Source organism: Bradyrhizobium sp. 154 (genome assembly GCF_023073875.1).
Taxonomy (GTDB): Bacteria; Pseudomonadota; Alphaproteobacteria; order Rhizobiales; family Xanthobacteraceae; genus Bradyrhizobium.
In genome coordinates this window covers 1-14,003 of record NZ_JADPKG010000027.1, presented here as the reverse complement: position 1 = coordinate 14,003, position 14,003 = coordinate 1, and the positions used below count along the sequence as shown (strand labels likewise).

At 61.8% G+C, this 14,003-nt stretch carries 12 protein-coding genes; 7 read left to right on the top strand and 5 right to left on the bottom strand.

From position 1 onward, the window contains the following. The first annotated feature begins 21 nt into the window (after window positions 1–21). Genes IVA92_RS04750 through IVA92_RS04735 form a run of 4 tightly spaced genes read left to right on the top strand, consistent with a single transcriptional unit; the run spans window position 22 to window position 5,690 of the window. Window positions 22–405 (top strand): hypothetical protein, encoded by a 384-nt coding sequence (locus tag IVA92_RS04750; RefSeq protein WP_247281544.1) that lies wholly within the window; start codon window positions 22–24, stop codon window positions 403–405. Window positions 406–456: 51 nt separating this feature from the next. Further along, the gene (locus IVA92_RS04745; RefSeq protein ID WP_247281543.1) at window positions 457–2,163 is read left to right on the top strand and encodes an efflux RND transporter periplasmic adaptor subunit; all 1,707 of its coding nucleotides are present in this window, start codon (window positions 457–459) and stop codon (window positions 2,161–2,163) included. Between the two features lie 7 nt (window positions 2,164–2,170). Next, window positions 2,171–5,290 (top strand): efflux RND transporter permease subunit, encoded by a 3,120-nt coding sequence (locus IVA92_RS04740; protein WP_247281542.1) that lies wholly within the window; start codon window positions 2,171–2,173, stop codon window positions 5,288–5,290. A 28-nt stretch (window positions 5,291–5,318) separates the two neighbouring features. Then, window positions 5,319–5,690: a hypothetical protein gene (locus tag IVA92_RS04735; RefSeq protein ID WP_247281541.1), complete on the top strand. Its 372-nt coding sequence runs from the start codon at window positions 5,319–5,321 to the stop codon at window positions 5,688–5,690. A 378-nt stretch (window positions 5,691–6,068) separates the two neighbouring features. On the opposite strand, the gene IVA92_RS04730 is transcribed toward IVA92_RS04735, so the two are convergent. After that, window positions 6,069–6,665 (bottom strand): phasin family protein, encoded by a 597-nt coding sequence (locus tag IVA92_RS04730; protein ID WP_247281540.1) that lies wholly within the window; start codon window positions 6,663–6,665, stop codon window positions 6,069–6,071. Window positions 6,666–6,903: 238 nt separating this feature from the next. On the opposite strand from IVA92_RS04730, the gene IVA92_RS04725 reads away from it, so the two are divergent. Continuing rightward, window positions 6,904–7,845: an alpha/beta hydrolase gene (locus IVA92_RS04725; protein WP_247281539.1), complete on the top strand. Its 942-nt coding sequence runs from the start codon at window positions 6,904–6,906 to the stop codon at window positions 7,843–7,845. A gap of 180 nt (window positions 7,846–8,025) precedes the next feature. Here the strand turns inward: IVA92_RS04725 and IVA92_RS04720 are convergent, their stop codons facing one another. After that, entirely contained in the window at window positions 8,026–8,556 is a 531-nt protein-coding gene (locus tag IVA92_RS04720) for a DUF992 domain-containing protein (protein WP_247281538.1), read from the bottom strand. Window positions 8,557–8,906: 350 nt separating this feature from the next. On the opposite strand from IVA92_RS04720, the gene IVA92_RS04715 reads away from it, so the two are divergent. Continuing rightward, a complete protein-coding gene (locus tag IVA92_RS04715) occupies window positions 8,907–10,529 on the top strand; it encodes an ABC-F family ATP-binding cassette domain-containing protein (RefSeq protein WP_247281537.1) in 1,623 nt (540 codons plus the stop codon). A 37-nt stretch (window positions 10,530–10,566) separates the two neighbouring features. Here IVA92_RS04715 and IVA92_RS04710 read toward each other — a convergent pair whose 3' ends face one another. From IVA92_RS04710 to IVA92_RS04700, 3 genes are read right to left on the bottom strand one after another with little or no spacing between them, the layout of a single operon-like run. Further along, the gene (locus tag IVA92_RS04710) at window positions 10,567–11,976 is read right to left on the bottom strand and encodes a S8 family serine peptidase (RefSeq protein ID WP_247281536.1); all 1,410 of its coding nucleotides are present in this window, start codon (window positions 11,974–11,976) and stop codon (window positions 10,567–10,569) included. 33 nt (window positions 11,977–12,009) lie between these two features. Continuing rightward, window positions 12,010–12,852, bottom strand: coding sequence for a PA-phosphatase (locus tag IVA92_RS04705; RefSeq protein WP_247281535.1), 843 nt, complete (start codon window positions 12,850–12,852; stop codon window positions 12,010–12,012). A gap of 41 nt (window positions 12,853–12,893) precedes the next feature. Next, complete coding sequence (locus tag IVA92_RS04700; RefSeq protein ID WP_247281534.1) at window positions 12,894–13,634, bottom strand: CDC27 family protein; 741 nt, start codon at window positions 13,632–13,634, stop codon at window positions 12,894–12,896. 141 nt (window positions 13,635–13,775) lie between these two features. On the opposite strand from IVA92_RS04700, the gene IVA92_RS04695 reads away from it, so the two are divergent. After that, on the top strand, window positions 13,776–14,003 hold a 228-nt coding region (locus IVA92_RS04695), incomplete at its 3' end, for a transposase DNA-binding-containing protein (protein WP_276577425.1).

Genomic DNA, 14,003 nt, shown 5'->3' with positions numbered 1-14,003 from the left:
CGTCCACTCGCCAGAACGGCCATGTTCGTGGCGATATGGGCCTTTGTGCTTCAGGTGTCCCTGATTTCGGTCTCGCAGGTGAAGGCGGCTGTTGGCGCTATGCCGATGCCTGCCGTCACGCTCAGCGGTTCCTTGCATTTTCACGATCAGTTGGCAGGGCACGTGCATTCCCACGCTGGCGACGACGCCGAAGGCCACGTACATGATGGACCGGATCACGACGACGATGGCGCTCCAAGCGTGGCTTGGGACATGTTTGGTACCTCGATCGCTTCACCGCAGTTCATTCACGTGCTCGGCTCTTTCGAAGTGCTCGGCGCTATCGAATTGCCGCTTGCGCGAGCCATCGTCGGGGTAAGCCCCGAGGCACTCATCCGGCCACCAAGTACCTTCAGCATCGCGTAGCCCAGGCGGCCCTACGGCCGCCGCCTTTTCGCATGTCTGAGGGAATTTTCCATGTTTATGAATCAGCGCTGCCCGAAAGGGCGGCTCGCAATCTTTGGGCTGGCCGGATTTATCTGGCTGGCGAGCCTGATCTTTGGTCTGTCCGGAACCGTTGCCCATGAAGGCCACGATCACAGCGATGCCGACAAGCCGACGTTTGTGTCCTCAGCCTATCCAAGGGTTGCCGCGCGCTCCGAGCTTTATGAGATCGTCGGCATCCTAAAAGACGGCAAGCTTTCGGTCTTCCTTGATGATGCAGTTTCGAACGACCCGGTTTCGGACGCTGCCCTGCAAGTCACGATCGGGGATTCCGCCCCGATCGAGGCTTCAAGCCAGGAGGACGGAGTCTACACCGCCGCGATCCCGAACGGCACGCCGGCTGGATCGGTTGAAGTCATCTTCTCAATCAGCGCCGGCAAGGGGAATGATCTGCTGGTCGACTCGTTCATACCGACGCGTGCCGGCGATGCCCGGCTACCAGAACAGAAGCACGAGCATGGCTGGCTTTTCTCAAGCCGAACCGCCATCGCTGCCTCCGCGCTAGTTGCCTTGGGCCTCGGCCTTCTCTTCGCCTATTGGAGGCGACGCGGCCGCAGCATGGCCGCCTCCATTTCCGCCGTGATGGCAGCGGTGTTCGCCGTTCTCGCCGCCATCATGTTCGGCGAGGGGCGGACGAACGCAACGCAACCAAATCCGCCGGATGCTCCCGCACTGAGCGATGCCCCGCGGCGCCTGCAAGACGGCACCGTCTTCGCGGCCAAGCCGACGCAGCGGTTGCTTGATGTCCGGACCGCTGCAGCCGAGCTGCAGACAATTCATCCCGCGGTTACGCTGATCGGCCGCGTCATGGCCGACCCCAACCGCAGCAGCATCGTGCAGAGCGTCTACGGGGGCCGCGTCGTTCCGATCGATGGCGGCATACCTCGCATTGGCCAAACCGTTCGCAAGGGCGATCTGCTCATCCAGATCGAGCCGCATCTGCCGGTCGCAGACCGCACGACGATCCTCGAAAAGGTGGGCGAGATCGAACAGTTGATGGCAGTCACGGAAAACAAGCTGCGGCGTCTGCGGCCGCTGGCCGAACGCGGCGCGGTGCCGCATGGGCAGGTCAACGACCTGGAAAGTGAATTGGAGGGCCTGCGGGCGCGCCGCGAAACCGTCCGAAATTCCCGCACCGGGTTCGAGGAGCTGCGGGCATCGACCGACGGCGTCATCACGTCCGCCAAGGTCGTGCCCGGCCAAGTCATTCAACCGCAGGACGTCCTGTTCCAGATCGCGGACCCAAGCAGCCTCTGGGTCGAAGCATTGGCCTATGATGACATAGGATTGAAGCAGCCTGAAGCTGCAACGGCGATGGCCCCGAACGGGCAGCAGATTGCGCTGACCTTCGTCGGAACGAGCCGGGCACTGCGCCAGCATGCCACCGTGGTTCAGTTTGCGATGCCGGATCCGCCAACGGGCCTCAACATCGGCCAGCCGCTGAACGTGATGATCCAGAGCGGCGCCCCTGTCGCCGGCCTGATCTTTCCGCGCAATGCGGTCGTTCGCAGCGGCAATGGTGAGAACATCGTCTGGCTGCATGCCGGGCCCGAGCGCTTCGAGCCGAAACCCGTTCGCGTGCTGCCGGTCGACGCGGCCCGCGTGATAGTGGCGGCCGGCGTCAAGGAGGGCGAGCGCATTGTCATTCGCGGCACCGACCTCATCAATCAGATCCGGTAGACCGCTCATGTTCAAGCTCATCGTGCAAACAAGTTTGCGCAATCGCCTGTTCGTTCTGGCAGTAGCCGCCGTGCTGGTTGGCTACGGGCTGGTCGTCCTGCCGAGCGTCTCCGTCGACGTCTTGCCGGATATCAACCGCCCGACCGTCAACATCCTGACCGAGGCGGAGGGACTGGCGCCCCAGGAGGTCGAGCAACTGGTGACGTTTCCGATCGAGACGTCAATGAACGGCATGCCCGGCGTGATCCGGGTACGCTCGGTCTCGGGCGTCGGTCTGTCGGTCGTTTACGTCGAATTCGATTGGGGCATCGACGTCTACCGCGCCCGGCAATTCGTCTCGGAGCGGCTGGCGCTGATCCGCGAACAATTGCCCTCTTCGGTCAATCCCCAGATGGGGCCGGTGACATCGATCATGGGCGAGATCATGCTATTCGCGTTGACGAGCGATGGCACAGGTTCGCCCATGGAAGTGCGCGAGATCGCCGACTTCGTCGTCAGGCCGCAACTCCTCGCCATTCCCGGCGTCGCCCAGGTGATACCCATCGGCGGCGAGGTCCGGCAATACCGCGTGACGCCGAACGTTGCCACCATGCAGGCACTCAGCATCACCCACGACCAGATCGAGCAGGCGGTCGCCAAGTTCGGCACCAACAGCGGCGGCGGCTTCGTTGACCAGCATGGCCGCGAATATCTGATCCGCAATGTCGGGCTCACCAGGCGTCTCGAGGACCTCGGCAACACCGTCGTTGCGAGCCGCGACCAGCAGCCGATCCTGCTGAAGCAGGTCGCCGCCGTCGATTTCGCGGCGCGCACCAAGCGGGGCGACGCCGGGTACAATGGCAAGCCCGCCGTCATCATCAGCGTCATGAAGCAGCCGGCTGCTGATACCGTGGCATTGACGCGCAATATCGAAGCCGGGCTGAAGGAGCTGCAGCGCACCATACGTTCGGGAATTAACGTGACTAACATGCAATTCCGTCAGGCCACGTTCATCGAGACATCGATAAGCAATGTCGAGCACGTTCTGGCCGAAGCCGCCATCGTCGTCGCCGTGGTCCTGTTCGTGTTCCTGATGAACGGACGGGCCGCGTTGGTTTCGCTGACGGCCATTCCGATATCGATCCTTGTGACAGTCCTGGTGTTCCGCGCCTTCGGCCTCACGATCAACACGATGACCCTTGGCGGCCTCGCCATCGCGATCGGCGAACTGGTCGACGATGCCGTGGTGGACGTCGAAAACATTTTGCGGCGCTTGCGGGAGAACGCCGCGTCGAGCACGCCGCGTCCTGTTCTGGACGTGATCTCCGGGGCGAGCCAGGAGGTTCGTTCCGGCATCGTCTATGCAACGATGATCATCGTTCTCGTCTTTGTGCCGCTATTCGCCCTTCCGGGCATCGAAGGGCGGCTGTTCACGCCGCTTGGCGTGGCCTATGTGGTCTCGATCCTCGCTTCGCTGCTGACGTCGATCACGGTGACGCCTGTTCTGTCCTACTATCTGCTTTCGAAACGAGCGCGTTCGGGTGACCGCGAGAGCCTGATCGTCACCAAGCTGAAGCAGGCCAATCGGCGGGTGCTGGGTTGGGCTTTCGAGCGGCGGGGTCTCGTGCTGAGCTCCGTCGCGGCGGCGGTCATGGTGGCAGGCTACGCCGCGAGCCAGATGCCTCGCAGTTTTCTTCCACCCTTCAACGAAGGGACGCTGGTGCTGTCGCTGCAGTACAATCCAGGCATTTCGCTCGCGGAATCGAACCGTCTTGGACTGCTGGCGGAACAGTTGCTCGCAAAGGTGCCCGAGGTGAAATCGGTCGGACGCCGCACCGGCCGCGCCGAGCTCGATGAGCACGCCGAAGGCGTGCACTTCAGCGAGATCGATGTCGATCTCGTTCCGTCCAAGCGCCAAAAGGCGGACATCTATACGAGCATCAGGGAAGCTCTATCCGCACTGCCGGCGTCAGTTGCCATCGGACAGCCGATCAGCCATCGCCTGGATCATCTCCAGTCGGGTATTCGTGCCCAGATCGTGCTCAAGATCTTTGGGCACGACATCGAGATGTTGCGCCGCCTGTCCGAAACGGTGCGCCAACGTCTATCGACGATTCCCGGTCTGGTCGATCTCCAGGTCGAAAAGCAGGTGCTTATTCCGCAGGTGCGGGTTCAGGTCGACCATGCCCGCGCCGCACTTCATGGCCTGACGCCGGCCGCGATCACCCAGGCACTCGACGCGCTGTCCAACGGCCGGAAGGTCTCTCAGATCGTCGACGGCAATCGCCGCTTCGACGTCATCATGCGCCTTTCTGAGCAAGACCGGTCGACAACAGGCCTGCAAAACCTGCTTATTCCGACCGGCTTGGAATTCGTTCCGCTCAGCGCTTTGGCTGAAGTCGTCGAGACAGACGGGCCGAACCAGATTCAGCGCGAGGGGACCCAGCGCAGGATCGTTGTCTATGGCAATGGGGACGGACGCCGCGACATCGCCGATATCGCTGCCGACATTCAGAAGGCGATTCGGGAACTTGAATTTCCGCAAGGCTACACGACCAACCTTGAGGGCGCCTTTCAGGCCCAGCAGGAGGCGTCGTGGCGCATCGGCATTCTGTCGCTGGCGTCCCTGACGCTGATCTTCATCGTCCTCTACGGCCGTTACCGATCAACCGCGCTATCGCTGATCATCATGGGCGGCATACCGCTCGCCCTGATCGGCAGCGTCGGCGCGCTGAAGATCTCCGGCCAGCCGCTGTCGGTGGCGTCGATGATCGGCTTCATCACGCTTGCCGGCATCTCAGCGCGCAACGGGATCCTGAAGATCTCCCATTACATCAATCTCGCCATTCACGAGGGCGAGCGTTTCGGAATCGGGCTGGTCGTTCGCGGTAGCATGGAGCGTCTCAGCCCCGTTCTGATGACGGCGCTTTGTGCCGGATTGGCGCTTACGCCGCTCTTGATCGGCGCGGACGAGCCGGGCCGGGAGATCCTGCACCCCGTGGCCGTGACGATCTTTGGCGGCCTGCTCAGCGCCACGATCCTCGATACCGTCGTGACCCCAATTCTGTTTCTGACGTTTGGCAAGCAGCCGTTGGAGCGGCTGATGGCCGGGCATGCTGCAAGGTTTACCCCCGCGGAAGCTCACTGACTTCGCACAACCTACCGAGGAGCCACCAATGAGAAAATACATCTTCCCGGCCGTGATGGCTGTGATCGCCACAATGCCGGACCTTGCCATGGCACAGACGAAGGGCAGCAACGGCGGTCCCGTCGTCAGATCGCAGGGACATCCGATCGAGTTTGTCCGCAAGGGCACGGAAATCGTCTTTTATGTGGGCGACGACGATGGTTCTCCGCTGTCGACCAAGGACATGCGGGGGCGCGCAACGATTCAAGACGGCGGCAAGACCGTCACCGTTCCGCTTGCGCCGGCCAATCCCAACATGATGACGGGAAAGCTGCAGGCCGAGCTGTCACCAAAGGCCATCGTGGTGTTTTCCGCGAGCTTGCATGGTCATTCCCTGACGGCCAGGTACACCGCGGAATAGTCAGCGCATAATTATAAAAAGGCGCGGCACTTGGCGCCAATGATGCAGGCCGCCGAGGTCGGGATGCGGGCTGCGGTGCCTGGACAGCGGCACGTGACCCCAAGTCGGACATCCTCCTAGACTACGGCTCACAAGTCCGCGGCTAAGTGCTAGGCTCCTTCTTGTCGCAGCAACGTGGTTCGTCTGGCCGTTCGGAGGGCACTTTGACTGAGCAGCGGGTTCAAAGGCGACTAGCGGCGATTTAGCCGCTGACGTGGTCGTCTACTCCGCGCTGATGCAGTGCGCTGAGGAATCTGGAGCGGCGAGGCCGCAGCTCCAGCAAGGCACATGAGCGGCTGAGGTTCAGCCGCGCACGTACCCCATGATTATGCCGGCGTGCTAGGCAGCCTGCCGCATGCGTTCGATACTCTGGGTTATATGGTTTCCGGCGTCGTCAGCCACCTTCAGAGACATGTCCGCCATCCGGCGGCTGGTATCCAAGGCGCTACTGACCGTGTCGCGCATCAGATCAGTCTGCAAGGCCGCCAAATCGTGAGGAGTTCGGCAGCGCCAGAGTTCATTCATGCGGTCCATGGTCCTCTCGATCTGCTGTCGAACGAAATCAAAGTACTCGCGTGACATGCCATTCATTCCTTTGGCCACTGCGGTCGTAGAGTACATGATTGCTTCGGCGTTGCGGACCGAGCGTTCCGTTGCCCGCTGCGCTTCATTGCCCGTCAAACCGAACGTGCGACCAAGCTGATCAGTCGAGCGGCCCATCATCGCGGTGGCCATGTCGACGCCGAAGCGCCAAGTGTTTTGCAGCATCTCGGCATTTTGTCGCAGCAGGTGGCTGCTGGCTTGGGCCACCTCCTCGCCGGCCTCAGCGGTAGCTAAGCCGATCCGTCTGGTCTGCTCCGCGGTCCTCTCGGCGGCGCGGCGGATTGTGTCCTCAGGGCTCTGCGTAGACTTTTCCTCCTGGCGTGGATTGGCCATTTGTTGCTCCATCGTTGTTGTTGGTGAGGTCGGATCCTATGCTCTCCGTCACAGGTGCGATCCTACGCGAGCAAACGTGGGCATTTCTGGACCGTTCCGGGGCGAGCGATTTTTTAATCAATCCTCCGCCATTGCGCGCAGGAACGAGCGCTTCAACTTCCAATTATTCGATGGATTGGCTGATCTGCTCGGCACCGCGGGTCTCGTGTTCTGACCCCTCGATCATCAAGGCTCGATCATGACCGCCGCCGAAACCGTATTGCTCATCGCCGCCTTGTTATTAGCACTTCTCATCATCGGCAACGTCGGCTTCTCCAAACTGGCCGCGTGGAGGAATCCACCAATCGGCAAGTTCCTCGAGTGCGACGGCGTGGTACTCCACTATATCGATCGGGGCGATCCCGCGGCTCCTTGTGTTGTGCTGCTCCATGGCAACGGATCCATGATCCAGGACTTCACGATCAGTGGCCTGGTCGATCTTCTTGCTCGTAGCAATCGCGTGGTGTGCTTCGACCGCCCGGGCTTTGGCTATAGTCAGCGGCCGCGGCGCCGAATATGGACCGCAGCAGCTCAAGCAGCTCTATTGGTGAAGGCGCTCAATCAACTCGGGATCCGCGATCCTGTGGTGCTGGGCCATTCTTGGGGCGCCTTTGTCGCTATCGCTCTCGGCGTGCGGAAGGATTATCCGATCCGGGGTCTTGTGCTTGCGTCCGGGTATTACTTCCCGACCGTCCGATTGGACGTGTGGCTGATGGCCGGTCCAGCCATACCGGTGCTAGGCGACTTGGTCAGTTACACTGTCGCGCCGATCATTTCGTGGGCCGTCTTGCCGGGAGCTCTCCGTAAGATCTTCGCGCCCCGTTCTGTCCCGCAGACGTTCAAGAATGAATTTCCAGCGTCTCTCGTTCTCAGACCCACACAGTTGAGGGCGGCTGCGGAGGAAAGTGCACTCCTCATTCCAACTGCGGCACAATTCCAATCCTATTATTCGACCATGGCCCATCAAGTGCAAATATTCCACGGAACAGAGGACCAGGTGGTCGAACACAACCAAGCGCGAGATTTACATCAGGCACTGCCCCGGTCCGATCTTCATCTCGTTCCGAATGCCGGGCATATGGTCACGTACGCAGATCCCGCCGCCATTGTACAAGCCGTTAATTCAATAGCAAATTCCTGAGGCCGGTGGCTTGTCTATCGCTTGGACCTCGCCGGAAGAAGAGCACTCGGCTTGCGCAAAGCGAACCTTCGGGCATCTTTGCGATGAACCAGCAGTGACGTGCTGAGAGCACCGATGGCCACGGCGGACCCGGCCTCACTAACAAGCGCCATTTCTACTTTAATTGGCCGGTGACGGCCGTCACTGCGCCCTGCGACGCACTGGCGCAGCAGCCGGCCGCAATTCCATTCTCGATATGCCTGCCGCGATGTTCACACCCGTTTGCGCCTGAACGGATACCGGTTGCAAGGCGATCGTGCGATCCGACCCGCCCACAAGAAGGTTGGCACCAACTCCGGCGCCAACAGTGCCGCCGGCGGTCGCGCCTGCATAGGTTCCAGCCAACGCGGCGTGGCGAACCGCGGTCGGGGCATAAACGGCCCAAACGAGCTGACCGCCGGACGTGGCCCCTATATCGAGACCAAGCGTGCTGACGGTGCCTTCATAAGCCTCGCGCGCCCTGCCTCTCGCCGATGCATAGATGCAGCTCAACTGCCGTTGTCCAGCAACAATCATGCCGACCCCGGGCGATATGTTGCACGTGAGTGTGCCGACTCTCGGTCGTCCGGCCTCCTGCGCCGCTGCCGGAACCGTGGCGAGCACGAGGGCCAGGGCCGCGCACGCTGTCGCCAAATTGGTCAGCCTTGTTTCGTTCAGCTTTGTCCCAATCATGAGGGCCTCCGTCGAGCCTATTCTGATGGTCCTTCAATACGCGCTCACCCAGCGATGTTCCTGTTGTTGGGGAAGCGAATAAGAGTACAGGAAAAATCTCTGATCTGTCGAAGCAGCGCCGGACGCGACGTGTGGCCGGGCTCTGACGCTCATGCGACCAGCTGCGAGGACGATTATTTCAGGTGCCGAGGTGTCTTCAAGGTGGACAGAATTGCCAAGCGATTTGTAGCGGCGGCGAATGAGATGGAGGCGCCCTAGCCGACGCGCCAGGATTCGGGTCCCGCCGGGCTTCCCCTGATGGCCGGCATGGCCTATGACGCTGCAACGCAAAAATTCCCCCAAAGACAAGCATGATCCGCCTCGACAACGTCAGCAAGCAAGCCGGCCACCAGATCCTCTTCATCGAAGCCTCCGCCGCTCTCAACAAAGGCGAGAAGATCGGCCTCGTTGGTCCGAACGGCGCCGGCAAGACCACCTTGTTCCGCATGATTGCCGGAGAGGAACTGCCCGACGAGGGCCAGGTCTCGACCGATCGCGGCATCAGCATCGGCTATTTCAGCCAGGATGTCGGCGAGATGAGCGGCCGCAGTGCCGTGGCCGAAGTCATGAATGGCGCAGGTCCCGTCAGCGAGGTCGCGGCCGAGCTGCGCGAGCTCGAGGCCGCGATGGCCGATCCTGACAAGGCCGACGCGATGGACGAGATCATCGCCCGCTATGGCGAGGTGCAGCACCGGTTCGAGGAGCTCGACGGCTATGCGCTCGACGGCCGCGCCCGCGAGGCGCTCTCCGGCCTCGGCTTTAGCCAGGAGATGATGGATGGTGACGTCGGCAAGCTCTCCGGTGGTTGGAAGATGCGCGTGGCGCTGGCGCGCATCCTTTTGATGCGTCCCGACGTGATGCTGCTCGACGAGCCGAGCAACCATCTCGATCTGGAAAGCCTGATCTGGCTGGAAAAATTCCTGCACGATTACGAAGGCACGCTGCTGATGACCTCGCATGACCGCGAGTTCATCAACCGCGTGATCTCCAAGGTGATCGAGATCGATTCCGGCTCGCTCACCACCTACGCCGGCGATTACGAATTCTACGAGCAACAGCGGGCGCAGAACGAGAAGCGGCAGCAGGCGCAGTTCGAGCGCCAGCAGGCCATGCTCGCCAAGGAGATCAAGTTCATCGAGCGCTTCAAGGCGCGTGCCTCGCATGCCGCCCAGGTGCAGAGCCGGGTCAAGAAGCTCGACAAGATCGAACGCGTCGAGCCGCCGCGCCGCCGCCAGAGCGTTGCGTTCGACTTCCCGCCGGCGCCGCGCTCGGGCGAGGATGTCGTGGCGCTCAAGAACGTGCACAAGGGCTATGGCAACAAGTGCATCTATGATGGTCTCGACTTCATGATCCGCCGCCGCGAGCGCTGGTGCGTGATGGGCGTCAACGGCGCCGGCAAGTCGACGCTGCTCAAGCTGGTTGCCGGCGCGAGCGAGCCGGACGAAGGCACGGTGGCGCTCGGGGGCAGCGTCAAGATGGGCTATTTCGCCCAGCATGCGATGGATTTGCTCGACGGGGAGCGCACCGTGTTCCAGTCGCTGGAGGACGCGTTTCCAACCGCGGGGCAGGGCTCCTTGCGCGCGCTCGCCGGCTGCTTCGGCTTCTCCGGCGATGATGTCGAGAAGCGCTGCCGGGTGTTGTCAGGCGGCGAGAAGGCGCGCCTGGTGATGGCCAAGATGCTGTTCGATCCGCCGAACTTTTTGGTGCTGGACGAGCCGACCAACCATCTCGACCTCGCGACCAAGGAGATGCTGATCAATGCGCTGTCGGATTTCGAGGGCACCATGCTGTTCGTCTCGCATGACCGGCATTTCCTGGCGACGCTATCCAACCGCGTGCTGGAGCTGACGCCGGAGGGCATCCACCAATATGGCGGTGGCTACACGGAATACGTCGCACGCACCGGGCAGGAGGCGCCGGGATTGCGGAGTTAGGGCAGTTCGTTACAGGCTGGGCTGGCGATTTGCGCGTTCACGGAATGATGCCGAGGCTGTGTCCGGCCGCTACCGGTCTGAGGATGCCAAAGCCGTAATCATAGTTTGGCACTGCGCCGCCGACCGGCTGCGCCGTGGCTTGCAATACCGCAATCATCGTTGCCGGATCCGTCGCCGTCGGTGGCCGACGGCTTCGCAGCGCGGCGACGCAGCCGGATGCGACCGCGCATGCCGCTGATGTCCCAGTGTCGGGCTCGAAGCCACGCGGGCCGCGCTGAACTTTCGAGCCGAGATACTGCGTGTAGGCGGTCACATCCGGCTTCTGCGGAAACATTCCCGCGATAGATGGTCCTTGCGACGAATAACAGAGTCGTACGTCGTGAACATCGCATGCGCCGAGCGTCAGCACCTCATGATATGTGTTGGCGCCCATGATCATTCCCGCCGTCCGCTGCAGGCACACGGCATTGGGGCAACCCTTCCCGCAATTGCCCGCGGCGAAAACCACGTCGGCCCCAAATGATGTGAGCAGCGAGACATATAGCCTGAAAGGATGCATGGGGTTGTCGATGTAACGCCGCGGATCGCCGGGCGAAAACTCGTCGAGACTCGGATGAAAAATGCCCCAGCTGTTGTTGACGACGAGCGCAGCCTGGGGAATGGTGCGGAGGAGCGCCCAGCGCCAGATCAGGACAAAATAGCCGAGCACCATCTCGCTGATCGTTGCGCGGACGGTGTGCTCTCCGGCCGGTCGCCCCAGCAGCAACGGGTAATCGAGCAGCGTCACGTTGGGGGCCACCGCGAGCACGCCGTATGCGCACATCGTGCCGTGCCCAACGCGGTTGAGACCGGGCTTGGTCGCCACGGTCGGTGGCGTCCACGAATTGCCGATATCGAGGGCTGGGTTGAAGCCAAGCCGCCTGGCAAGGTGTGGCCTGTAGATCCCCGTGTCGACAATTGCGACCGCAACGCCTGCGCCAGAAAGGCCGTTGTGCTGCAGCGTCGCCGTGTCGAGGTCCTGCCGGACCGCGTCCACGTCGCCCGTGGCCTGGTTGGCGGCGGGGAACGTACTCGCGCCGCCCAAATCCGGATCCGACCAGACCGGCTCGCCATTATTGAAATTCGGCTTGGAAAGGCTCGCAGGATCCACGTAGGCACGGATCAGGAATTTCTTCGATTTCTCGAGCGCAAGGCGGGAGCGCGCTGCCTCGCCCCTGTCCTTGACCGAGACCACCGGCACGTGATCGGCGCCGTCCCAGATCGGCACGGCGCCGAATGCCTCATCAATAAGAAAGTCGGGCGCTGCGTTCTCGTGAACGTAACGGCGCATCGTGCCGACGGGGCTAATGCCGTCGATCAGGTCTTCAGCAGCCTGGACAAGTACGTCGTGTTGATCGCGCTGCGCCAGCACCCGTATGTAGCGGGACTGCAGTTCCCAAGGTCTCATGGTCGCCTCCGGTCTTGGGCCAGCCTTGCTCCCTCACTTCCATTCCTTCTGCGCGAGTGCGAACGTCGCCGCGTAGAACTGGCACGCCGAGAGGTAGGGCTTGATGGCGAGAGCGGCCTTGGCGCCCGCGTCGATGTCCTCGTGATAATGCAATCCGGCGATCATCCGGTTCATCCCGACCCGGGCGGCGAGAGCCCGCAAAGCGTCGGCGTATTGAGGCAGCAGGTCGGCCAGGCACTCGGAGGTGAGCGTGCCAATGAGTGCGTGTCCTGCCGGATAGGCCGGATGCCCCGGAATCGGGACGGGCGGGTATATTGTCGGGCAGACCTGGCTCGGCCGTGGCTGGTACCAAGGCGGCATGCCGGCGCTAGCCGTGTTCGCATATTGGAGCTTGAGTTGGACCATCGCGAACTCGCCGACCCGAGCTATGATTTTCATGAGCAGGAATGTTTGCGGGTGGCTCGTCGCGGTAATGTTGAGAAGCTGCAACCACCGCAGCTGAAAATTCTGATCCTCCTCCACGATTTCGCCGAGCGCCTCCGGCCGTTCTGCAACCGCGAGCACCAAAACCTCGTCGATCATCTTCGCCGTGACCGGGTAGGTCGGTGGCGGCAGCGCGACGGCTGCCTGCCAGTACATGCCTCCTTGCTGCTGCATCGGGAACTCCGACATGATCGCCATGGCGCGCAAATCGGCATCCCATTCCGCTTCCCGGAACTTCTCATTGTAGGCCCGCGCGATGGTGATCTCGGCAAGTGGCCGATCTGCGCGCATGGCGAACACGCGCGTTGCATTAGCCCCGTTTGAACCGCCCGCCCAGTTGCCACCAAACCAGTTGCCACCAAACCAGTTGCCGCCGAACCAATTACCGCCCATTTCGGCATCCTCCTATGGTTCGCTGCAAATGCAGCATGGCTTCAATCAGGCAGACCTGCCTGTCGCAAATGTTCGATGAAGCGGTCCCGCAAATCTGATTTGAAGGGACAACGCTCACGGTAGACCGAAAGCTGGAATTGAGACTGTATGTCCAAGAGCATTTTGGCGACGGAGCGGGCCTCTTCGACTTGGCCCTTTGCAATGTAGGCAGCTGCCAGGATACGCAGGTTGGCGGATAGGCGTCCGTTCAGTCCCGCGGTCTTGCGTGCCCAAACGACCGCCTCGTCGTAATTGCCGTTGATGTAATGCGCCTGACCGAGGAACATCAGGTAGAAATAGGCCTGCGTGTCGGCAGGTGATAGACGCAATCCTTGTTCAGCGCGCGTGATCGCCGACTGCCCGTCGCCAAGGTAGCCGTACACGCCGCTGCTTAAGGTCCAGGCCATGGCATTTCCAGGCGATGCGCTCAACGCTCTATCGAAGAGGTCGAGCGCTGCATCGTAGTCCTTGAATAAGAGCGCCTTGGCATGTCCAAGAACCGCTAACGCGAAGCCGTCGGCCGGCGCACGGTCTACCGCAGCGGCGGCAAGGCGCGCCGCTTCCGCCGCATCGGGCCCGCGCTCGGCTCCCCAGCCTTGTGCGACATTGTGAATGTGCCATAGCGCTGCATAAGCGTAGGGAGTGGCGTAGTTTGGGTCCGCAGCGATTGCGGCCTGTAGCAGCTCGCCCGCCCGGCTGAAGTCGAAGAAGTTCATGCGGTACATGAAGTCGATCGCCTTCATGAGCAGCTCGTAAGCGTTGAGGTTGTCCGACTTTCAATTACCCACATTTAGCCGAGAGGGCTGAGGGAGCGCACCAACTATTGCATCGCGGGAATCGACCGTGATTCCTTGTCTGGCACCGATTCGCAGGGGGCGGTGCCAATGGACGAAGAAGCCGACGCATGGTTTGATCGCGAGCTCGCTGGCTGCAACCTTGCCGACGAGCGCCTGAATAAGCGGCTCCGCAAACTGCTAGCGCAGATCGGGAGCGCCATGGGAGAAAGCATTCCACTGGTGTGCCAGGACTGGGCCAATACCAAGGCTGCGTATCGTTTTTTCTCCAACGACCGGGTCAGTGAGGCCGACATTCTGGCCGGCCACTTTCAATCG

What these genes read in the sequence shown, in the direction of transcription:
- IVA92_RS04715 (WP_247281537.1), top strand. Translation starts at nt 8,907, where the DNA reads ATGATCCGCCTCGACAACGTCAGCAAGCAAGCCGGCCACCAGATCCTC.
- IVA92_RS04705 (WP_247281535.1), bottom strand. Translation starts at nt 12,852, where the DNA reads ATGGGCGGTAATTGGTTCGGCGGCAACTGGTTTGGTGGCAACTGGTTT.
- IVA92_RS04725 (WP_247281539.1), top strand. Translation starts at nt 6,904, where the DNA reads ATGACCGCCGCCGAAACCGTATTGCTCATCGCCGCCTTGTTATTAGCA.
- IVA92_RS04745 (WP_247281543.1), top strand. Translation starts at nt 457, where the DNA reads ATGTTTATGAATCAGCGCTGCCCGAAAGGGCGGCTCGCAATCTTTGGG.
- IVA92_RS04735 (WP_247281541.1), top strand. Translation starts at nt 5,319, where the DNA reads ATGAGAAAATACATCTTCCCGGCCGTGATGGCTGTGATCGCCACAATG.
- IVA92_RS04720 (WP_247281538.1), bottom strand. Translation starts at nt 8,556, where the DNA reads ATGATTGGGACAAAGCTGAACGAAACAAGGCTGACCAATTTGGCGACA.
- IVA92_RS04730 (WP_247281540.1), bottom strand. Translation starts at nt 6,665, where the DNA reads ATGGCCAATCCACGCCAGGAGGAAAAGTCTACGCAGAGCCCTGAGGAC.
- IVA92_RS04740 (WP_247281542.1), top strand. Translation starts at nt 2,171, where the DNA reads ATGTTCAAGCTCATCGTGCAAACAAGTTTGCGCAATCGCCTGTTCGTT.
- IVA92_RS04700 (WP_247281534.1), bottom strand. Translation starts at nt 13,634, where the DNA reads ATGAAGGCGATCGACTTCATGTACCGCATGAACTTCTTCGACTTCAGC.
- IVA92_RS04710 (WP_247281536.1), bottom strand. Translation starts at nt 11,976, where the DNA reads ATGAGACCTTGGGAACTGCAGTCCCGCTACATACGGGTGCTGGCGCAG.
- IVA92_RS04750 (WP_247281544.1), top strand. Translation starts at nt 22, where the DNA reads ATGTTCGTGGCGATATGGGCCTTTGTGCTTCAGGTGTCCCTGATTTCG.